General features: G+C 27.7%; 16 protein-coding genes and 1 pseudogene. 3 read left to right on the top strand and 14 right to left on the bottom strand.

Features of this window, described 5'->3' with window-relative positions:
* Positions 1-18 precede the first annotated feature (18 nt).
* The 7 genes and pseudogenes from hisG to Q0W06_RS05440 form a co-directional block, all read right to left on the bottom strand.
* Positions 19-615 (bottom strand): annotated as a pseudogene (hisG, locus tag Q0W06_RS05470) (ATP phosphoribosyltransferase); the annotation flags it as partial.
* Entirely contained in the window at positions 612-1,736 is a 1,125-nt protein-coding gene (gene hisZ, locus Q0W06_RS05465) for an ATP phosphoribosyltransferase regulatory subunit (RefSeq protein WP_297632480.1), read from the bottom strand. The gene hisZ and the pseudogene hisG, both read right to left, overlap by 4 nt.
* 225 nt (positions 1,737-1,961) lie before the next feature.
* Positions 1,962-2,459, bottom strand: a complete 498-nt coding sequence (locus Q0W06_RS05460; protein ID WP_297632477.1) for a GNAT family N-acetyltransferase — start codon at positions 2,457-2,459, stop codon at positions 1,962-1,964.
* Between the two features lie 183 nt (positions 2,460-2,642).
* A complete protein-coding gene (locus Q0W06_RS05455) occupies positions 2,643-3,080 on the bottom strand; it encodes an ACT domain-containing protein (protein WP_297632474.1) in 438 nt (145 codons plus the stop codon).
* Positions 3,080-3,973, bottom strand: a complete 894-nt coding sequence (gene thrB, locus Q0W06_RS05450; RefSeq protein WP_297632471.1) for a homoserine kinase — start codon at positions 3,971-3,973, stop codon at positions 3,080-3,082. Before thrB ends, Q0W06_RS05455 begins: the two co-directional genes overlap by 1 nt.
* Positions 3,970-5,433 carry a threonine synthase gene (thrC, locus tag Q0W06_RS05445; protein ID WP_297632468.1) on the bottom strand — a complete coding sequence of 488 codons (1,464 nt, stop codon included), beginning with the start codon at positions 5,431-5,433 and terminating at the stop codon, positions 3,970-3,972. The genes thrB and thrC overlap by 4 nt, the downstream gene beginning before the upstream one ends.
* A gap of 133 nt (positions 5,434-5,566) precedes the next feature.
* Positions 5,567-6,121, bottom strand: coding sequence for an NUDIX hydrolase (locus Q0W06_RS05440; RefSeq protein ID WP_297632465.1), 555 nt, complete (start codon positions 6,119-6,121; stop codon positions 5,567-5,569).
* Between the two features lie 241 nt (positions 6,122-6,362).
* Here Q0W06_RS05440 and Q0W06_RS05435 point away from each other — a divergent pair, with 241 nt between their 5' ends.
* The 3 genes from Q0W06_RS05435 (at position 6,363) to yjeM (ending at position 9,852) form a co-directional block, all read left to right on the top strand.
* On the top strand, positions 6,363-6,959 hold the full coding sequence (locus Q0W06_RS05435; RefSeq protein ID WP_297632463.1) for an ECF transporter S component: 597 nt from the start codon (positions 6,363-6,365) through the stop codon (positions 6,957-6,959).
* 182 nt (positions 6,960-7,141) lie between these two features.
* Positions 7,142-8,110 carry a P1 family peptidase gene (locus tag Q0W06_RS05430; protein ID WP_297632460.1) on the top strand — a complete coding sequence of 323 codons (969 nt, stop codon included), beginning with the start codon at positions 7,142-7,144 and terminating at the stop codon, positions 8,108-8,110.
* Between the two features lie 233 nt (positions 8,111-8,343).
* Positions 8,344-9,852, top strand: coding sequence for a glutamate/gamma-aminobutyrate family transporter YjeM (gene yjeM / locus Q0W06_RS05425; RefSeq protein ID WP_297632458.1), 1,509 nt, complete (start codon positions 8,344-8,346; stop codon positions 9,850-9,852).
* Positions 9,853-9,950: 98 nt separating this feature from the next.
* On the opposite strand, the gene Q0W06_RS05420 is transcribed toward yjeM, so the two are convergent.
* From Q0W06_RS05420 to Q0W06_RS05390, 7 genes are all read right to left on the bottom strand, one after another.
* Complete coding sequence (locus Q0W06_RS05420; RefSeq protein WP_297632455.1) at positions 9,951-10,673, bottom strand: Bax inhibitor-1/YccA family protein; 723 nt, start codon at positions 10,671-10,673, stop codon at positions 9,951-9,953.
* 137 nt (positions 10,674-10,810) lie between these two features.
* A complete protein-coding gene (locus tag Q0W06_RS05415) occupies positions 10,811-11,986 on the bottom strand; it encodes a cation:proton antiporter (RefSeq protein ID WP_297632452.1) in 1,176 nt (391 codons plus the stop codon).
* A gap of 242 nt (positions 11,987-12,228) precedes the next feature.
* Positions 12,229-12,591, bottom strand: a complete 363-nt coding sequence (locus tag Q0W06_RS05410; RefSeq protein WP_297632450.1) for a hypothetical protein — start codon at positions 12,589-12,591, stop codon at positions 12,229-12,231.
* Between the two features lie 86 nt (positions 12,592-12,677).
* Positions 12,678-13,940 carry a transcriptional regulator gene (locus Q0W06_RS05405; protein WP_297632447.1) on the bottom strand — a complete coding sequence of 421 codons (1,263 nt, stop codon included), beginning with the start codon at positions 13,938-13,940 and terminating at the stop codon, positions 12,678-12,680.
* A 20-nt stretch (positions 13,941-13,960) separates the two neighbouring features.
* The gene (locus Q0W06_RS05400) at positions 13,961-15,262 is read right to left on the bottom strand and encodes a helix-turn-helix transcriptional regulator (protein WP_297632445.1); all 1,302 of its coding nucleotides are present in this window, start codon (positions 15,260-15,262) and stop codon (positions 13,961-13,963) included.
* A gap of 302 nt (positions 15,263-15,564) precedes the next feature.
* Entirely contained in the window at positions 15,565-15,735 is a 171-nt protein-coding gene (locus Q0W06_RS05395) for a YtxH domain-containing protein (RefSeq protein WP_297632443.1), read from the bottom strand.
* A gap of 61 nt (positions 15,736-15,796) precedes the next feature.
* Positions 15,797-16,453, bottom strand: a complete 657-nt coding sequence (locus tag Q0W06_RS05390) for a ribonuclease H family protein (RefSeq protein WP_297632440.1) — start codon at positions 16,451-16,453, stop codon at positions 15,797-15,799.
* Positions 16,454-16,461 lie beyond the last annotated feature (8 nt).

The raw sequence follows: 16,461 nt of genomic DNA, 5'->3' as shown, positions 1-16,461 counted from the left end.
AAATTTTTTGATTTTAAGAAGAAGATTTTTTATTTCATCTCCCTTTATTTTAAAACTAGCTTTATTCACTATTATTCGTGCGCTTATACTACAAATTTCATCTAATACTATCAGTCCATTTTCACGAAGAGTAGTTCCTGTCTCCATAATATCTACGACACCATCGCAAAGCCCTAATATAGGTGCAATCTCTACAGATCCTTCTATTTTTATTATTTCAACATCCATTCCTCTTGTTTTAAAGTATTCTTTAGTGACCTTAGGATATTTTGTTCCTATTTTTATATGTCCAACTTTTTCAAACAATCTATTCTCTGGTAATGATGCAAGAATAAATTTGCATTTTCCAAACTCTAAATCTAAAACTTCAAAATATTCTTTTTCACTTTCTAAAAGAGTATCCTTTCCAACTACTCCAATATCAGCAACACCATTTTCAACATAAGTAATTGAATCTGGTCCCTTAACTAAAAAATACTTTATTTCTTCTTTTGTATCATTAAATACTAATTTTCTTCCCTTATTATCAAACTCTTCTAATCCACAACCTATTTCCTTTAAAATTCCAAGAGTCTCTTTTTCTAAACGACCTTTAGTAAGTGCTACACTTATCATCTATTTTCCCCCTCTCCCTTTTTTATCCCTTTTAAAAATTTCAATTCTGTTATAAACCCTTCTCTTCTTAATCTTTCCCCCTCTCGTATTCCTTTTAATATATCTTCTTCCCTATAAGTAATTATCATTTTCTTTTCTTCTACATTTTCTAAAGGGAGTTCTGTTAGTAAATCTACATTTATTGAAAATCCTATTGCATGGATTTTTTCTTTCCCCTTTTTTATTAAATTATCATATCTTCCCCCACTTAAAACTGTATCTCCTACACCATCTATATATCCTTTAAAAATAATTCCAGTATAATAATTTACTCTAGGAACCATCCCTAAATCAAAAGAAATATTTTCTTTATATCCAAGACTTTCTAAAATAGAATATACTTTTTTCATATAATTTAAACTTTGAGTAATATCTTCATTAAATGAATATTTTAATGCTTTATCTAATATCTTTTCATCACCAAATAACCATAGAATATTATTTAAAAACTTTTTATATTTTTCTTCTATTCCCAATAAATCTAAAAACTCCTTAAGCTCAATAAGACTTTTACTTTCAATTAATTTTGCTAACTTTTCTCTTTCTTCTCCTTTTAAATTTATTTCCTCTGAAATTGAATTAAAGAAGTTTATATTTCCTATTTCTAGCTTAAATTTTTTTACTCCAACACTTTTAATCCCCTCTAGTGCAAGTGTTAAAACTTCTATATCACTTCCTAAACTTGATTCACCTATAAATTCAATTCCACAATCAATATATTCATTTCTCTTTCCACCTAAGCTTTTATTTACATTGAAAATATTTGATGTATACCTAAGCCTTATTGGTAATTCCACATCTCTCATTTTAGCTTTTACAACTCTGCTTATAGGAATTGTCATATCTGGTCTTAACACTAAAATCCTTCCACTATTATCGAAAAATTTATATACTTCTTCCTCTCTAAGTCCTTCTATTTCATTAAAAAAAGTTTTATAGTACTCTATTGTTGGTGTGACAATACTTCTATATCCAAAACTCTTATATGTTTTTTCTAAGTTTTTAATTATATATTCTCTTTTTTTACTCTCTTCAAAAATTAAATCTCTAGTTCCATCTGGTATTACATTTTTATTTCTCATAATTCCCCCCTTTTTGCTTTATCTAATTAAAGCGATAAAAATATTAGTAATAGTATATTCAATTATTTATTTCTTGCTAATCTTTTTTAATTCAAAAACTTTATTTCAAGATAAGCTTTTGACTTATTCATTGCACTAAATTTTATACTTTCTTATATATAAAAAAAGAATCCTTAGACACACTAAATAGAATTTATCTTCTATTTTTCTAAAGATTCTTTTTCATTATCCTTCAGATAACTTTTTTATTTTTTCTCTTGTTAATCTATATATTGTCCATTGGCTCATAGCTTCTGCTCCTAAGCTTTTATAGAAATTTATTGATGGAGTATTCCAATCTAAGCAAATCCACTCCATTCTCTCACATTCTTCCTCGTATGCAATACTTCCCATTATTTTAAATATTTCTTTTCCATAGCCCTTTTCTCTATATTCTTTTTTTATATACATATCCTCTAAATAAAATCCTTTTTTCCCAACAAATGTTGAATAATTAAAAAAGTATATCACATATCCTATTACTACTGCCTTTTCTTCAATTAAAAGAACAGTCGCCTCTTTATTCTCAAAAATTGATTTTTTCAAACTATCTTCTGTTGCTATAACTTCTTCTAGCATTTTCTCATAAATAGCAATTTCTTTTATAAGCTCTAAAATTCTTCCTATATCTTTTACTTCTGCTTTTCTAAGTTTTAAATCTTCAATTGCTGTATGTATATACACCTTTCTCACCTCTCAATATATTTTATTAAAACATCTCCCTTTAGTTATTCAATCTAGAAGGGTATTTTATACATTTTTATATAAAAAAAAGCTAAAAGCTTTTAATAGACATTTTATTTATTCTAAATAAATATTTTCGTTAATCCTTTTAACTGTCTATCTTTTGCTTTTAGCTGTCCACTTTTATTCCATAGCAATGAAATCAACTCTATCAACATTTTCCATTTTAGATAATTCATCTAAAAGGTCTGTTAATTCTAGTTCTAACATTGTCATATCTATTGTTAATGTTAAATTTGCAACTCCACTTATAGGTAATCCTTGATCTATGGTTAGAATATTTCCACCTTTATCTGATAGAAAATTTAATACTTTTGATAAAACACCTTTTCTGTGTTGTACTATCATATTAAAGGTCATTTTTCTACCTTGTGTTCCTTCTGAAAATTCAAAAATATAATCTTTGTATTTATAATAAACACTTCTACTAATACCTACCATTTTGGTTGCTTCTGTAACTTCTTTAATTTTTCCTTCTTTTAAAATCTTTTTAACTTCTAAGACTTTTTCAAAAACATCTGGTAAAACCTTTCTGTCAATTACTAAATATTTTCCCTCCATCATTTACCACCTTCTAATACAATTACCCCCTTTGTATCAGTGGAAAGTCCTATAACCTTATAATTTAGCCCTTCATCTTTTAAAACTTTAATTAATGCATTTCTAACTTTAAAAGATTCTTTAACTATAATATTTATAGTTGGTCCTGCTCCACTTAAATAAGAGGCTAGCGCCCCACTATTATAAGCTTCTTTCTTAATTAAATCAATTCCCTTTATAAGTGAATTTCTATAAGGTTCATGAAGTCTATCTTTACAAGCTTCTCTTAAAACATCTGTATTTCCATTGTTTAACCCTATTGCAAGTAAGGTTGCTCTTCCAATATTATATACAGAATCTTCATATGTTAATTTTTTGGGAAGTATACTTCTAACCTCTTCTGTTTCAAGTTTAAAATCTGGTATAACGCTTATAAATTCTAACTTCTTCTTATTTTCTATTTTTTCATATATTACTTTTTTTTCACATCTTATAGCAATTACTATTCCACCTAAAATCGCTGGTGCTACATTATCTGGATGTCCTTCTATATCTACAGCTAAATCTAATAATTCTTCTTCAGTTAATTTTTTCTTTGATATATAATTTGCACCATAAATCCCAGCAACTATACAACTTGAACTGCTCCCAAGTCCTCTAGCTATAGGAATATTATTTTTTACTAACTTTATTTTAAGTCCGTTAAAAGGATAATGTGTTCTTTTAAATACTTCCATCATTGCTTTATACACAATATTATTTTTATTACAAAATTCTTCTTCAAAACCTTCAAATTTTAAACCACTCTTAATTTCTTCAAACTCAAATTCATTATATAAGTTTAAAGCTACACCCATACAATCAAATCCTGGTCCCATATTTGCTGATGTAGCTGGAACACGTAACCTTATCATTTATTTACTCCTAAATAATATTTTAAAGTCTCTTCCATCCCATCTATCTTACATGCAGTTGTATGCATTATTTTTTTATTTTCTAAAGTTTTAAGGCTTTCTGGAATCTCATTCTTACTTTCTCTAAATAATGTTTTTAATACTCTAAAATCATCCATAAATTCTACATCTATTCCTAATGAAGTACATATGCTTCTTGGAAATTTAAAAGGACTTGCTGTAGAAACTATCAATGTTTCTTTATTATCCCCGGTTTCCTCTATATATTTCTTATGAACCACATACGCTACTCCTGTATGAGTATCCATTAAATATCCATCCTTAACGTAAACCTCTTGTACGGCTTTATAAACTTCTTCTGTAGTACTAAAATTACCATAAAACTCTTTAAGTCCCTCTTTCATCTCTCTTGTTATTTCATATAATCCATTAGAAGCTAGATTATTCATTAATTCTCCAACTAACTTATAGTTTCTTCCACTTACTTCATATAATAATCTTTCTAAATTAGAAGATACTAATATATCCATAGATGGAGATTCTGTAATTATGAGATCTCTTCTTCTATCATATATTCCTGTTTTTAAAAAATTTGATAATACATTATTTTCATTTGAAGCACATATAAGTTTATCAATAGGTAATCCCATTTTCTTTGCATAAAAGGCTGCTAAAATATTTCCAAAATTCCCTGTAGGTACAGAAACATTTATTTTTTCCCCTTCTTTAATTCTTTTATTTTCTATTAATTCCATATATCCATAAAAATAATATACTATTTGAGGTATTAATCTTCCAATATTTATAGAATTTGCTGAAGATAATCTTATTTTATTTTTTAATAAATCTTCTTTTAATTTTTCATTTTTAAATATTTCTTTTACACCTTGTTGTGCATTATCAAAATTTCCTTCAATTGCAACCACATATACATTAGTTCCTTCTTGACTTATCATTTGTTTTTTTTGAATTTCACTGACTCCATCTTGAGGATAATATACAACAACTTTAAATCCTTCAATATCCTTAAATCCTTCTAAAGCTGCTTTTCCTGTATCACCTGATGTTGCTGTTAAAATTACTATTTCTTCATCTACATTTAAATTTTTTTTAGCTCTCTTCATTATTTGTGGTAAAAATAATAAAGCTGCATCCTTAAATGCACATGTTGGCCCATGATATAACTCCAAAAAATTCTTTTCAACATTTACAGCAAATCTATTTGTATATGCTTCCTTTACTGCTGATTTTAATTCTTTCAATTTAAAATCAGTAAAAAATTTTCCTATAATAAAATAAGCCAATTCCTCATAACTAGCGCCTTTTTTATTTATTGCTTCTTCATAAATTTTCGGAAAATTATCCGGAACAAAAAGTCCCCCATCAGAAGCAATTCCCCTGATTATCGCTTCTGCGCTTTTTATTCCTCGCTCTTTTCCTCTTGTACTTTTAAAATTCATACCTCCGCCTCCAAGTAAGAAATTTACATTTATGTCTTATGTATCCATATTATCACTAGATATTTTTTTATACAAACTGTCCTTAATATAAAGACTATTTCTCCTCTTTGTGTTTAGTATTGAATTTTCTTTTTTAAAGCATACTTAGTATTATTGCGCCTTTAATAGATACATTATTATTTTTTACAAATTCCTTTGCATCTTTTATTTTTATTTTTATAGCTTCAATTTCTTCATCTTCTTCAATATTAGAAGTATCTAATTCTCCTTCTACTATCATTTTAACTACTCCTGTTGTTTCATCTGACATTCCTACTGAAGTATAGCTTGGCTTAACTAAAATCTCATAGCTTGTACATTTAAGTCCTGTTTCTTCAAATAGCTCTCTTTTAGCTCCTTCTATCATATCTTCTCCCTCATCAACCATACCTGCTGGAAGTTCATATAAAAAACCATCAATAGCTGGTCTATATTGTTTTAATAAAACTACTTCTCCCTCTTTTGTTATAGGTATAATCATAACTCCATCAGCCTTAGTATGATCTTTTGTTACACAAGCTAATTCTTCTTTCTCTCTTCTACTTGCAATAAAATATTCTTTTATATTGTCCTTTTTATTTCTCAATGTTAATTTATACATATTTAAATATGGATTATTAGTTTGTTTTTCTATATTTAATAATTTCATCTTTTTTCTCTCCCTTATTTATAGAATCTTTAATTTTTTTTCAATTCTCATTAATTATATAACATATTTTTCCTCTTTGCTAAAAATAGATAAAAATTTAACAATCTTTTGCTTGTCTTCTTCCTAACTCTATTGTAAAATAATGTCGTCGGTATTCATATGAAACTGAACGCAACTACAAATTTTATTGTATTTGCCGAATTATATCTCACAAATAGAGAATAAGAACGGAGGATTTTTAATGGAAACAAAAACATCTAGACGTCGCTTAACAAGCCGTCAATTAGTAGTGATTGGAATGTTATCTGGTATCACTATATTTATGGGACTTACAGGAATTGGATTTATCCCTATTCCACCAGTTAAATTAACTATAATGGGTGTTCCCGTTATAATCGGAGCAATTTTAGAAGGACCTCTTGTTGGAGGCTTAGTTGGATTAGTATTTGGACTTTTTGGAATGTATCAAGCAATTGCAGCACCATTCCCAACTTCACCATTATTTTTAAATCCAATAACTTCATTAGTTCCTAGAATACTTATAGGAGTTATAACTTATTATGTATACAGAGCTTTAAGAAATAGATTCAAAAAAGAAAGTGTTGCTATAGGAATTTCAGCTATAGTTGGTTCTCTTGTGAATACTGTTGGAGTTCTTGGTTGTATATATATCTTTGGCTTAAATCAATATGCATCTTTACTACACATTTCAAAAAATTCTGTTTTAGGTGCATTAGGTATAATTGCTGGTACAAATGGTATTCCAGAGGCAATTATATGTACAGTTATAACTATACCAGTTGTTTTAGCCGTAATGAAAATTAAAAAAAGAAGATAATAATAGCTAAATTTATAAGCTGTTTCATAACTCTTTTTCTTCAATCTTAGAGTTTATGAAACAGCTATTTTATTTTTTATAGCTTTTTATTTCATGATATAATTGTATATATTTATCATTTATTAATAAATTTTCATAGTTATTTTTATAACAATATTTTTTTATTTTGGGAGGTTAATTATATGAAAGAAATTAAATTTGTAGATATTGATGGTATAAAGCTTGGACATGCTGAGAATAAAGAAGGTTCTACTGGGTGTTCTGTAGTTATTTGTGAGGAAGGTGCAACTGGTGGTGTAGATGTTCGTGGTGGTGCTCCTGGTACACGTGAAACAGATCTTTTAAATCCATCTGAACTTGTAGATAAAGTTCATGCTGTTGTTTTAGCTGGAGGTAGCGCTTTTGGCTTAGAAGTTTCAAATGGTGTTATGGAATATTTAGAGCAAAAAGATATTGGATTTGATGTTCAAGTAGCAAAAGTTCCTATTGTTTGTTCTGCTGTTTTATTTGATCTTGCCTTTGGAAATCCTAAAATAAGGCCTGATAAAAAATTAGGTTTAGAAGCTTGTTTAAATTCAGAAATTTATAAGGATAATCTTAATGGAAATATTGGTGCTGGTTATGGTGCTACTGTTGGAAAACTTTTAGGTCCTGAATTTTGTATGAAAGGTGGACTTGGAACCTATGCTATCCAACTTCCAAATGGTCTTCAAGTTGGTGCCATTGTTGCTGTTAACTGTCTAGGTGATGTTGTTAACCCTAATGATAATATGAAAATTCTAGCTGGTGCTTATAATAAAGAAACTAAAGAATTTTTAAATAGCGAATCTATCCTTTTAAATTCTACTACTAATCCTAAAGATCCTTTTAAAGGAAATACCACTATTGGAATAATAGTTACTAATGCAAACTTCAATAAAGCACAAGCAAAAAAGATTTCTTCTATGGCCCATAATGGTTTTGCAAGAACTATGAAACCTGCTCATACAATGTTTGATGGAGATACTATTTTTACTATGGCAACTAATAAAATAGATGCTGATGTTTCTACAGTTGGAATGTTAGCTTCTAATGTAATGGAAAAAGCTATATTAAATGCGGTAAATTTTGCAAGTGGTTTAAATAATGTTCCATCTTTGCATGATATTTAATTATCAAAATTTAGCCTTATAAAAATTAATCTTTAACTTTAATTACATTTATTTAAAAAGCTTCACAAATTTTTGTGAAGTTTTTTTTAATATTATTTTTCTTCTATGCTGATAATATGGACTTTCTTTTAAATTCTTTTATGTATATTCAATTAATTGTTCTTATTTTATTTACAAAGCATTTGCTTCAATATGATAAAATTAAAAAATATATTTTGTAAAGGGGGCTTATTATGTCGCATCACTCAAATCATAAAAATAAACTTACTCTAATATCATTGATTTTAATGATATTCACGTCAGTGTTTGGATTCACAAACATAGCTAGAGCATATTATTTAATGGGATATGCCGCGATACCATTCTATATAGTATCTGCACTTACATTTTTCATTCCATATGCATTTATGTTATCTGAATTCGGAGCTGCATTTAGAAAAGAACGTGGAGGAATCTATTCTTGGATGGATAAATCCGTTGGACCTAAATATGCATTTATAGTAACATTCATGTGGTATACTTCATACCTAATTTGGATGGTTTCTACTTCATCTTCAATTTGGGTTCCACTTTCAAATATGATCTTTGGTGAAGATAAAACATCGGGTTGGTCGCTACTCGGCTTATCAGCACCCAAAACCATGGCTTTATTTGGTATTATCCTAATAATTATAGTTACATTTGCAGCTTCTAAGGGACTTGATAAAATAAAGAAAATAACTTCTATTGGCGGAACTTTCGTTGCTTTAGCTAACGTTGTTCTTTTAGTTGGAGCAGTTATTGTTCTTGTTGGAAACGGCTTTAAATTAGCTGATCCTCTTACAGCAAGCTCTCTTATGCATTCACCAAATCCATCTTATCAATCCCCAATAGGACTTCTAGGATTCCTTGTTTTTGCAATATTTGCTTATGGTGGACTTGAATCAATTGGTGGACTAGTTGATGAAACTGAAAATCCTGAAAAGACTTTCCCTAGAGGAATAAAAATAGGTGCAATAATTATTGCAATTGGATATTCTTTAGGAATTCTTTGTGTTGGTATTTTCACTAGTTGGAGCGGTGTGTTGGACAGACCTACTGTTAACATGGCAAATGTTGGTTACTTAGTAATGGGTAACTTAGGTTATTCAATTGGTAATGCACTTCATTTAAGTGCTTATACTTCAATGGAACTTGGATTATGGTTCTCTAGATTTATAGGATTATCTATGTTCCTTGCATTAATCGGAGCTTTCTTTACTTTAACTTATGCTCCAGTTAAGCAACTTATTGAAGGTACTCCAAAAGAACTTTGGCCTGCAAAATTAATAAAGACAGATGCAAAAACTGGTATGCCTAAAAACGCTATGTGGGTTCAATGTTTTATAGTTGTTGTTGTTATTGCTATAGCTTCATTTGGTGGAGATACGGCTACAACCTTCTTAAACTATTTAATATTAATGAGTAACGTTGCAATGACTATTCCATATATTTTCATTGCCCTAGCATTTATTTGGTTTAAAAAGAATGATTCTATAGAAAAACCTTTCGTCATTTATAAATCAAAAAAAGGTGCTACAGTAGCTGTTATAATCGTTATGATTACGGTAACTTTTGCAAATATCTTTACTATAATCAAACCAGTATTAGAAAGCAGGGATTATACATCGACGCTATTCCAAATTGCTGGACCAATTATATTTACTATAATTGCACTTCTTATTTATAGAAGATACGAAAATAAATACTTAAAAAACAAATAAAAAGGATTGCTTAAACAATTCTTTCAATCCATAGAAAAAGGACTTTTTCAAATTTGAAAAAGTCCTTTATTTTATAAAAATTTATATTATTTATTATCCTAATCTTTATTTGAATATATCTTAGCAAAAAGATTTAAAATCTCAATGTATAGCCAAATTAATGTAACCATTAATCCAAATGCTCCATACCACTCCATATATTTAGGAGCTCCTCTTCTTGCTGATTGCAAAATAAAATCATAATCTTGCATAAGTGATATTGTTGCTAAAACTACAACTACTAGGCTAAAAATTATTCCCATGGGTCCATTAGAGTAAATTGGTAATATTATGCCAAATAAACTTAATACTACTCCTATAAGTCCTGTTAGACATACTGTAACAAGCCCTATCATTACACCTTTTCTAGTTTTCTCTGCTATACTCGTATTTTTTCCATATATGACTAATGTAACTACTACACAAACCAATGTTAATAATATTGCTGGCAATACTATTCCTTTTCCTACACTTCTTTCAAAAAATTGTGATATGCTTCCTAAAAACAGTCCTTCTAGTCCTGCATAAATCACTCCTGTAAATCTGCACATCTTTGGATTAAATATAGTTATTAATGCTACAACAAATGTAATTATTGAAATAATTATCATTGTTCCACTACTATACGGTATATTAAAAAAACTATAAATAAACCCTACTGATAATACCATTAAAAATATTAATATCTTTACTATTGTTCCTGAAATCGTCATAGTACTTTCACTACTAACAACTTCTGAAAACCCCTTCGCCATAGCTGGATTTGTTTTTCCTACTCTCATAAATCTCTCCTTTCTAACTTAGTATAATTATTGACTTCTTTCTCATTATTTTATACCTTAAATTTTTTCTCTTTATTAAATTTATTCATTATTTTCTAATTTGTTAGAAATTAATATCTATTAAATACTTTTTTTATTTACCCATTCTTAAAAACAACTTTTAAAAGTATTGGTGTTATTATAGTTGTTATTACTACGACTATAACTATTGGTGCTAAAAAATTTGGATTCATGAGTCCAACTGCAATCCCTTTATTTGCAACTATTAATGCAACCTCTCCTCTTGAAACCATCCCCGTTCCTACTTGTATTGATTCATCAGTAGAGTATCCAAATAATTTTGCTCCTAATGCACAGCCTAATATTTTAGTTAAAATAGCCGCAATTAATAAAACTATTGTAAATATAAGTATATCTACAGTCATTGTTCCTATTTCTACCTTTATCCCTATGCTTGCAAAAAATATGGGCGATAATAATATATATGATAATGTCTCAAATCTTGAATTTATATATCTTGTCCGTTCAGTATTTGAAATAATAAGTCCAGCTATAAATGCTCCTGTAATATCTGCTACTCCAAATAATTCTTCCGCAAAAAATGATAGTAAAAGACAAAAAACAAATGCTACTATTACAAATCGTCTCATATCTTTATGATATCTACTAACCATTTTATTAAAAACCATATAAAATAAATATCCACTAACTCCTGCAAAAATGAAGAATAATATAATTTTTATTAATACTACCCAAACATTTATGCTTGCATCTGCAAGCCCTGTTACAACAGTTAATGCTACTACTCCTAATATATCATCAATTAAAGCTGCTCCTAGTATAGTATTTCCTGCTTTCGTACTTAACTTTCCCATTTCTTTTAATGTTTCAACTGTTATACTAACTGATGTAGCAGTTAATATTACCCCAATAAATATGTTTTGTAAGATTGGACTTACATCCCCTGCTGAGACTTGTCCATTATTAAATATCATTGCTATTAAAAATCCTACAATTAACGGAATTACAACTCCCATTATTGCTACTACAAAAGATACTTTCCCCGTTTTTTTCAATTCTCTGATATCTGTCTCTAATCCTGCTGTAAACATCAAGACTATAACTCCAAGCTCTGACATCTGCCCTATAAAATCTGTTTCATGAAGCATATTTAAACAAGCTGGTCCCAATACTATTCCTGCAAGTAATGCTCCTACAACCTGTGGCATTTTAAACTTTTTAGTTATAAGCCCTAATAATTTTGTGCTCAACAAAATTAATGCAATATCAAATAAAAATTTATATGATAGCATTCCCAATCCCCCCTTTATGTATATGGATAATTATAGTTAGTTTTACTTTTTTATTCAAATTTACTTTTCTTAATTTTCCTTCTTTCTAACTATATTTATCCTTTATTTATTCTTTAATATTAAATATATGCTCTAATATCTCTTTTTCTTTTATTTCCTTTAAAATAATCTTTTTTTCTTATTTGATTATTTTATTTTTAATATTTTAGAAACTTTTTAGAAATATATAGTTCATATTTAGTTTAATATGTTATCATTTCACTTAATATATTCTCTATTCCATACTGTCCTATATCAAAATTTATCTTTTCACTTATTAACTGTCCTATAATCTCCTCTTTCTCTTCTTCTAACATTTCACTATTTCTTACACCTTCTACAATCTCATCAATATCATATATTTGACCTTCTCCTTCTTCAGCTCCAATAATAATAGAAAGATCTTCTCTTGATTTTTCTTCAAACATATCATATTCACTATAGATGCTTTTTTCATTATTTTTATCTATTCTTCCTTCATGATACATATTTAAAGCATCCTGCGCTCCTTCCACTTCTTTAAATCCTATTGCTCTATAGTTTGGTAATACTAATAAATAATTCATATATATACCTCCAAAAAAATAATAAGGAATTGCTTTAGACAACCCCTTATTAGTGTTATATTTTTTATAGATTTATATACATTTTTTTAGCAATTGCATTTCTTTTTTATATCCATAGCTAAACAAAAATATCTTACTGACTCTTTTATATTCCCAAGTTTATGATAAAGATTTCCTAAATCTAAATATCTGTTATAAAAATCTCTCTTTGTTCCAAACCTAGTCAATGCATCTAAGGAAAGATTTAAATTCATTTCTGCTTCATCATACTTTTTTGCTTCTTCTAAAAGGCATCCCTTTAAATAATATGAAAACTCTATAAGTGTAACATCATCTGTTACTATAGCTATATTTAAAGCTATTTCTATAATCTTTTTTATATAATCTAATTGATTATATTGCTTTAATATTTTTAAAAATTTTACAAACTCTTCTGCACACTTTTCATTGTTTTCTTTAGGCATAATTTCAATTATTTCATCTATAACGATTCTTGCTTCTCTTTCATTAAATGCTCTAAAATACGCCTTCACATAATCTATTTTCATTTTTACTAATTTATAAACATCATCTTTAGCTAACTCATATGCTTTTTCTTTGTTGTCTTTTGAGTATTGCTTCATAATAATATTTTTTATAGTGCTTACATGATATAATTCACAAACAATATCTTCAGTTTTTATATTATTAATTTTTGTTACTGCTAAATTTATATACTCTTCCGCTTCTTCATTTTTTTCTATTTTCATTAAACACTTTGCTATTTCTAAACATATCTTCACAAAAAACTCTTCTTCTTGAAGATTATTTTTTTCCATACACTCTTTTATTCTTTTAAAGTAAACTTTAGCTTCTTCAAATTCTTCATTTTGGAATAAATAACTTCCTAAATCATAAAGATAAACCAATCTGTCTTCTACATTTTCTGCTTTACTATATAAATCATAATAAACTGGTACAATATCTGAAATACTATTCCATTTCTTATTTTTTTTATAGTATTTAAATAATTTATTTACTATCCGGATTGATTGGCTTATATTACCATATTCAACAGCATATTCTAGATTGAATTTTAATTCTTTTTCGTAATTTTTGCCATTTAAGTTTGTTTCGATTAATTTTACATTATCTTCTATTTGCTCATATACAGATTTTGCTAGATACACAAAATCTATATTTAATTTTTCTGATATATATTCTAAAATTGCATCATCTGCTTCTATTTTTCCATTTTCAATACAGCTCATTTTTGATATTGATATTTTATCGCCACATAATTCCTTTAACGTGACTCCATTATAAACTCTAATACGTTTTATTTTTTCACCTGTTGAAAGTATTTCCATATTATCTCACCCATCATACCCTAATTTTTTAATACGCCAATTTCTCTAAAAATACCTACACCTCTGTCTAAATATTTTTCCGCTTTTTCTGTCTTTTTTAAGTCAATATAAAACTTTCCTAATATTATTGAAAGTTCAGCTATTTTATCTTGAATCTCATTATTACATGCAAAATTATATGCTTCTAAAAGAATTTTTTCCGCTTTTTCTAAATCTTCTTCTATTTGGTACATTCTATACTCTATTAATAGACATTCTATCTTCGCTTGTTTATCATTATCACTTAATAATGAATATATATTTTCTAAAACATTTTTACATTTTTTTATGTTCTTTATTTTTAAATAATTCTGACAAATATTTATAAGAATATTTGTAGTCTCCTTGTCTCCATTTCTTTCTTTCATTTCTTTTGAATTATTAAAATGTTTTTCAGCTTCTACTATATTTTCAAAGTTATAAAATAACTCCCCAAGTCTATTTTGTATATTTGATATACTTTTATATTGCTCCATTTCAGCATACACATCTAATGTCTTTTTAGAATATTTTATTGCATTTTTAATATTTTCTTGCTCTCCATACTCTTCTGATATCTTTAAAAGAGCTTTACCATATTCTTTTCTATTATTTATTTTTTCCAATTTATCTTTTGTTAAATTAGAATATTTTACTGCATCATCTATGTTTTCTATTTCAAAATAACTTTTTGCTAAATTATAATAAATTTCAGCTATTAGAAGTTCATCTATAATTTTATTATCTACATATACCCTTTCAGCTTGCTTTAAATAACTATTTGCTGAATGATATGCCTTTAGCTTTAATGTTATTTTAGCTAAATCTAAGAAACTTCTAACTATCTCTTCATATTTTTTATGTTTTATAAATATAATATTGGCACTTAATATTTTACTTTGTGCTTGTCCATATTGTCCTTTTGCCAAATAAATCTTTCCTGCTAAATGAAGAATTTTTCCTTTTCTTCCTTGAATATTATACTTTTCTGCATATTCATATGCTCTTCTTATATTTTCACTGGCAAATTCAAATTCTCTTTGCCCTATGTACGCCTCTGCTAATTGCTCATAATATAAACTTATGTTTTCCGCTTGACTTTCTTCTGACTCCATTAAATATTCTACATTTACATCTAATGTCTCAGCTAAATATTCTAATAGATCCATAGATGGATTAGAACGTCTAGACTCGACTAAACTAATCTGTCCTGGCGTTATTCTGTCTTTAGCTAAATCCTTAAGTGTCATATTTAGTTCTTTTCGTCTTCTTTTTATTTTATCCCCCAAAGATAGAATTTCCATATTTTCTTCTCAACCCCGTTACCTTTTATTCATATTTATTTAAATAAATTTATAATTTATTCAAATTTTGTTTTAATTATATCATGTTTTTCTAAATATATACAGTATTTTTCTCATAATTCCTCTTATTTTTTATTTTTTATTTAATTCTAATTTGTTTTTCATAAAAATCCTCAAAAAATATGTTATAAATTTCTCTATTTCTAATAATATTATTTAAAAATACTCTTATTTAATTTGTCTTAAACAAAAAAAGACTATTGCTAACGGATTCTTCCGTTAAAACAATAGCCCTTTTTTCACTATCTCATACCTGATAAATTATCATATGCATCTTCTGCTACATATCTTAATTTTCTTCCTGCTCTTTTCATAGATCTCATTGTTTTCTTATCTACACAAGGCATTACTGCCATACATGCAGCAGCACCTATAACCACACCAGCTGCTACACCCATTAATCTACGTCCCATAATTATCACCTCACTTATTTTTAGTATTACTATTATGGTTTGTAGATTTTCAAATTTTATTCTAAAAAATTCCTAGAGCTTCTTTTGCAAGCTTATCTGCCATGTCATTATATAAATCTCCACTATGACCTTTTACTTTCTTAAACTGAATTTTTATTTCTTTCATTTTTTCTTGCATAAATTTATTATAATTTTGTGTTATTTCATTGTTTCTTTTCCATGTACCAAGTGCCCATGATTCTATCCCTTGATAATCAAAGACTATAGTTACTTTTTTAAAATCTTCCTCTATCGCATACTTAACAGCTGCCATAGCGCCATCTACTTCTCCTGATACATTTCTAAGAGCTATTGCTTCTTTATTAGTTCCTACGCCTTTGTCCTTATGAATAACCTCCCCACTATTTATACATACCATTCCATAAGAATAATTTTTCTTTTCCAAAGAAAAACTTCCATCTACATAGGCAGTTAATCCGTCCTCTGCTATAAAACTTTCTTCTTCAATAATTTCTTTTTTCTTTACTCTACTGCTTGTTACATTCCCACTATTCCGTAAGTTTAAAAGAATGAATTCCTCTGCTTCCTTCTCTGTTTTAAAACTCTTATATATTGCTCCCTTAAATCCTATAACTTCTTTTTTACATGCATCCCAAGAAGTAAATATTTTTGGTTCTCCTGATTTTCCTTTATATACTGAATAATATTTTCCTGCCATTTTTTACT

The sequence above is a fragment of the uncultured Clostridium sp. genome (assembly GCF_947072515.1).
Lineage (GTDB): Bacteria > Bacillota > Clostridia > Clostridiales > Clostridiaceae > Clostridium.
Note: the sequence above shows the minus strand (reverse complement) of the source record. Positions and strands in the feature narration are given on the sequence as shown.

What these genes read in the sequence shown, in the direction of transcription:
- hisZ (WP_297632480.1), bottom strand. Translation starts at nt 1,736, where the DNA reads ATGAGAAATAAAAATGTAATACCAGATGGAACTAGAGATTTAATTTTT.
- Q0W06_RS05455 (WP_297632474.1), bottom strand. Translation starts at nt 3,080, where the DNA reads ATGGAGGGAAAATATTTAGTAATTGACAGAAAGGTTTTACCAGATGTT.
- thrB (WP_297632471.1), bottom strand. Translation starts at nt 3,973, where the DNA reads ATGATAAGGTTACGTGTTCCAGCTACATCAGCAAATATGGGACCAGGA.
- thrC (WP_297632468.1), bottom strand. Translation starts at nt 5,433, where the DNA reads ATGAATTTTAAAAGTACAAGAGGAAAAGAGCGAGGAATAAAAAGCGCA.
- Q0W06_RS05440 (WP_297632465.1), bottom strand. Translation starts at nt 6,121, where the DNA reads ATGAAATTATTAAATATAGAAAAACAAACTAATAATCCATATTTAAAT.
- Q0W06_RS05435 (WP_297632463.1), top strand. Translation starts at nt 6,363, where the DNA reads ATGGAAACAAAAACATCTAGACGTCGCTTAACAAGCCGTCAATTAGTA.
- Q0W06_RS05430 (WP_297632460.1), top strand. Translation starts at nt 7,142, where the DNA reads ATGAAAGAAATTAAATTTGTAGATATTGATGGTATAAAGCTTGGACAT.
- yjeM (WP_297632458.1), top strand. Translation starts at nt 8,344, where the DNA reads ATGTCGCATCACTCAAATCATAAAAATAAACTTACTCTAATATCATTG.
- Q0W06_RS05420 (WP_297632455.1), bottom strand. Translation starts at nt 10,673, where the DNA reads ATGAGAGTAGGAAAAACAAATCCAGCTATGGCGAAGGGGTTTTCAGAA.
- Q0W06_RS05415 (WP_297632452.1), bottom strand. Translation starts at nt 11,986, where the DNA reads ATGCTATCATATAAATTTTTATTTGATATTGCATTAATTTTGTTGAGC.
- Q0W06_RS05410 (WP_297632450.1), bottom strand. Translation starts at nt 12,591, where the DNA reads ATGAATTATTTATTAGTATTACCAAACTATAGAGCAATAGGATTTAAA.
- Q0W06_RS05405 (WP_297632447.1), bottom strand. Translation starts at nt 13,940, where the DNA reads ATGGAAATACTTTCAACAGGTGAAAAAATAAAACGTATTAGAGTTTAT.
- Q0W06_RS05400 (WP_297632445.1), bottom strand. Translation starts at nt 15,262, where the DNA reads ATGGAAATTCTATCTTTGGGGGATAAAATAAAAAGAAGACGAAAAGAA.
- Q0W06_RS05395 (WP_297632443.1), bottom strand. Translation starts at nt 15,735, where the DNA reads ATGGGACGTAGATTAATGGGTGTAGCAGCTGGTGTGGTTATAGGTGCT.
- Q0W06_RS05390 (WP_297632440.1), bottom strand. Translation starts at nt 16,453, where the DNA reads ATGGCAGGAAAATATTATTCAGTATATAAAGGAAAATCAGGAGAACCA.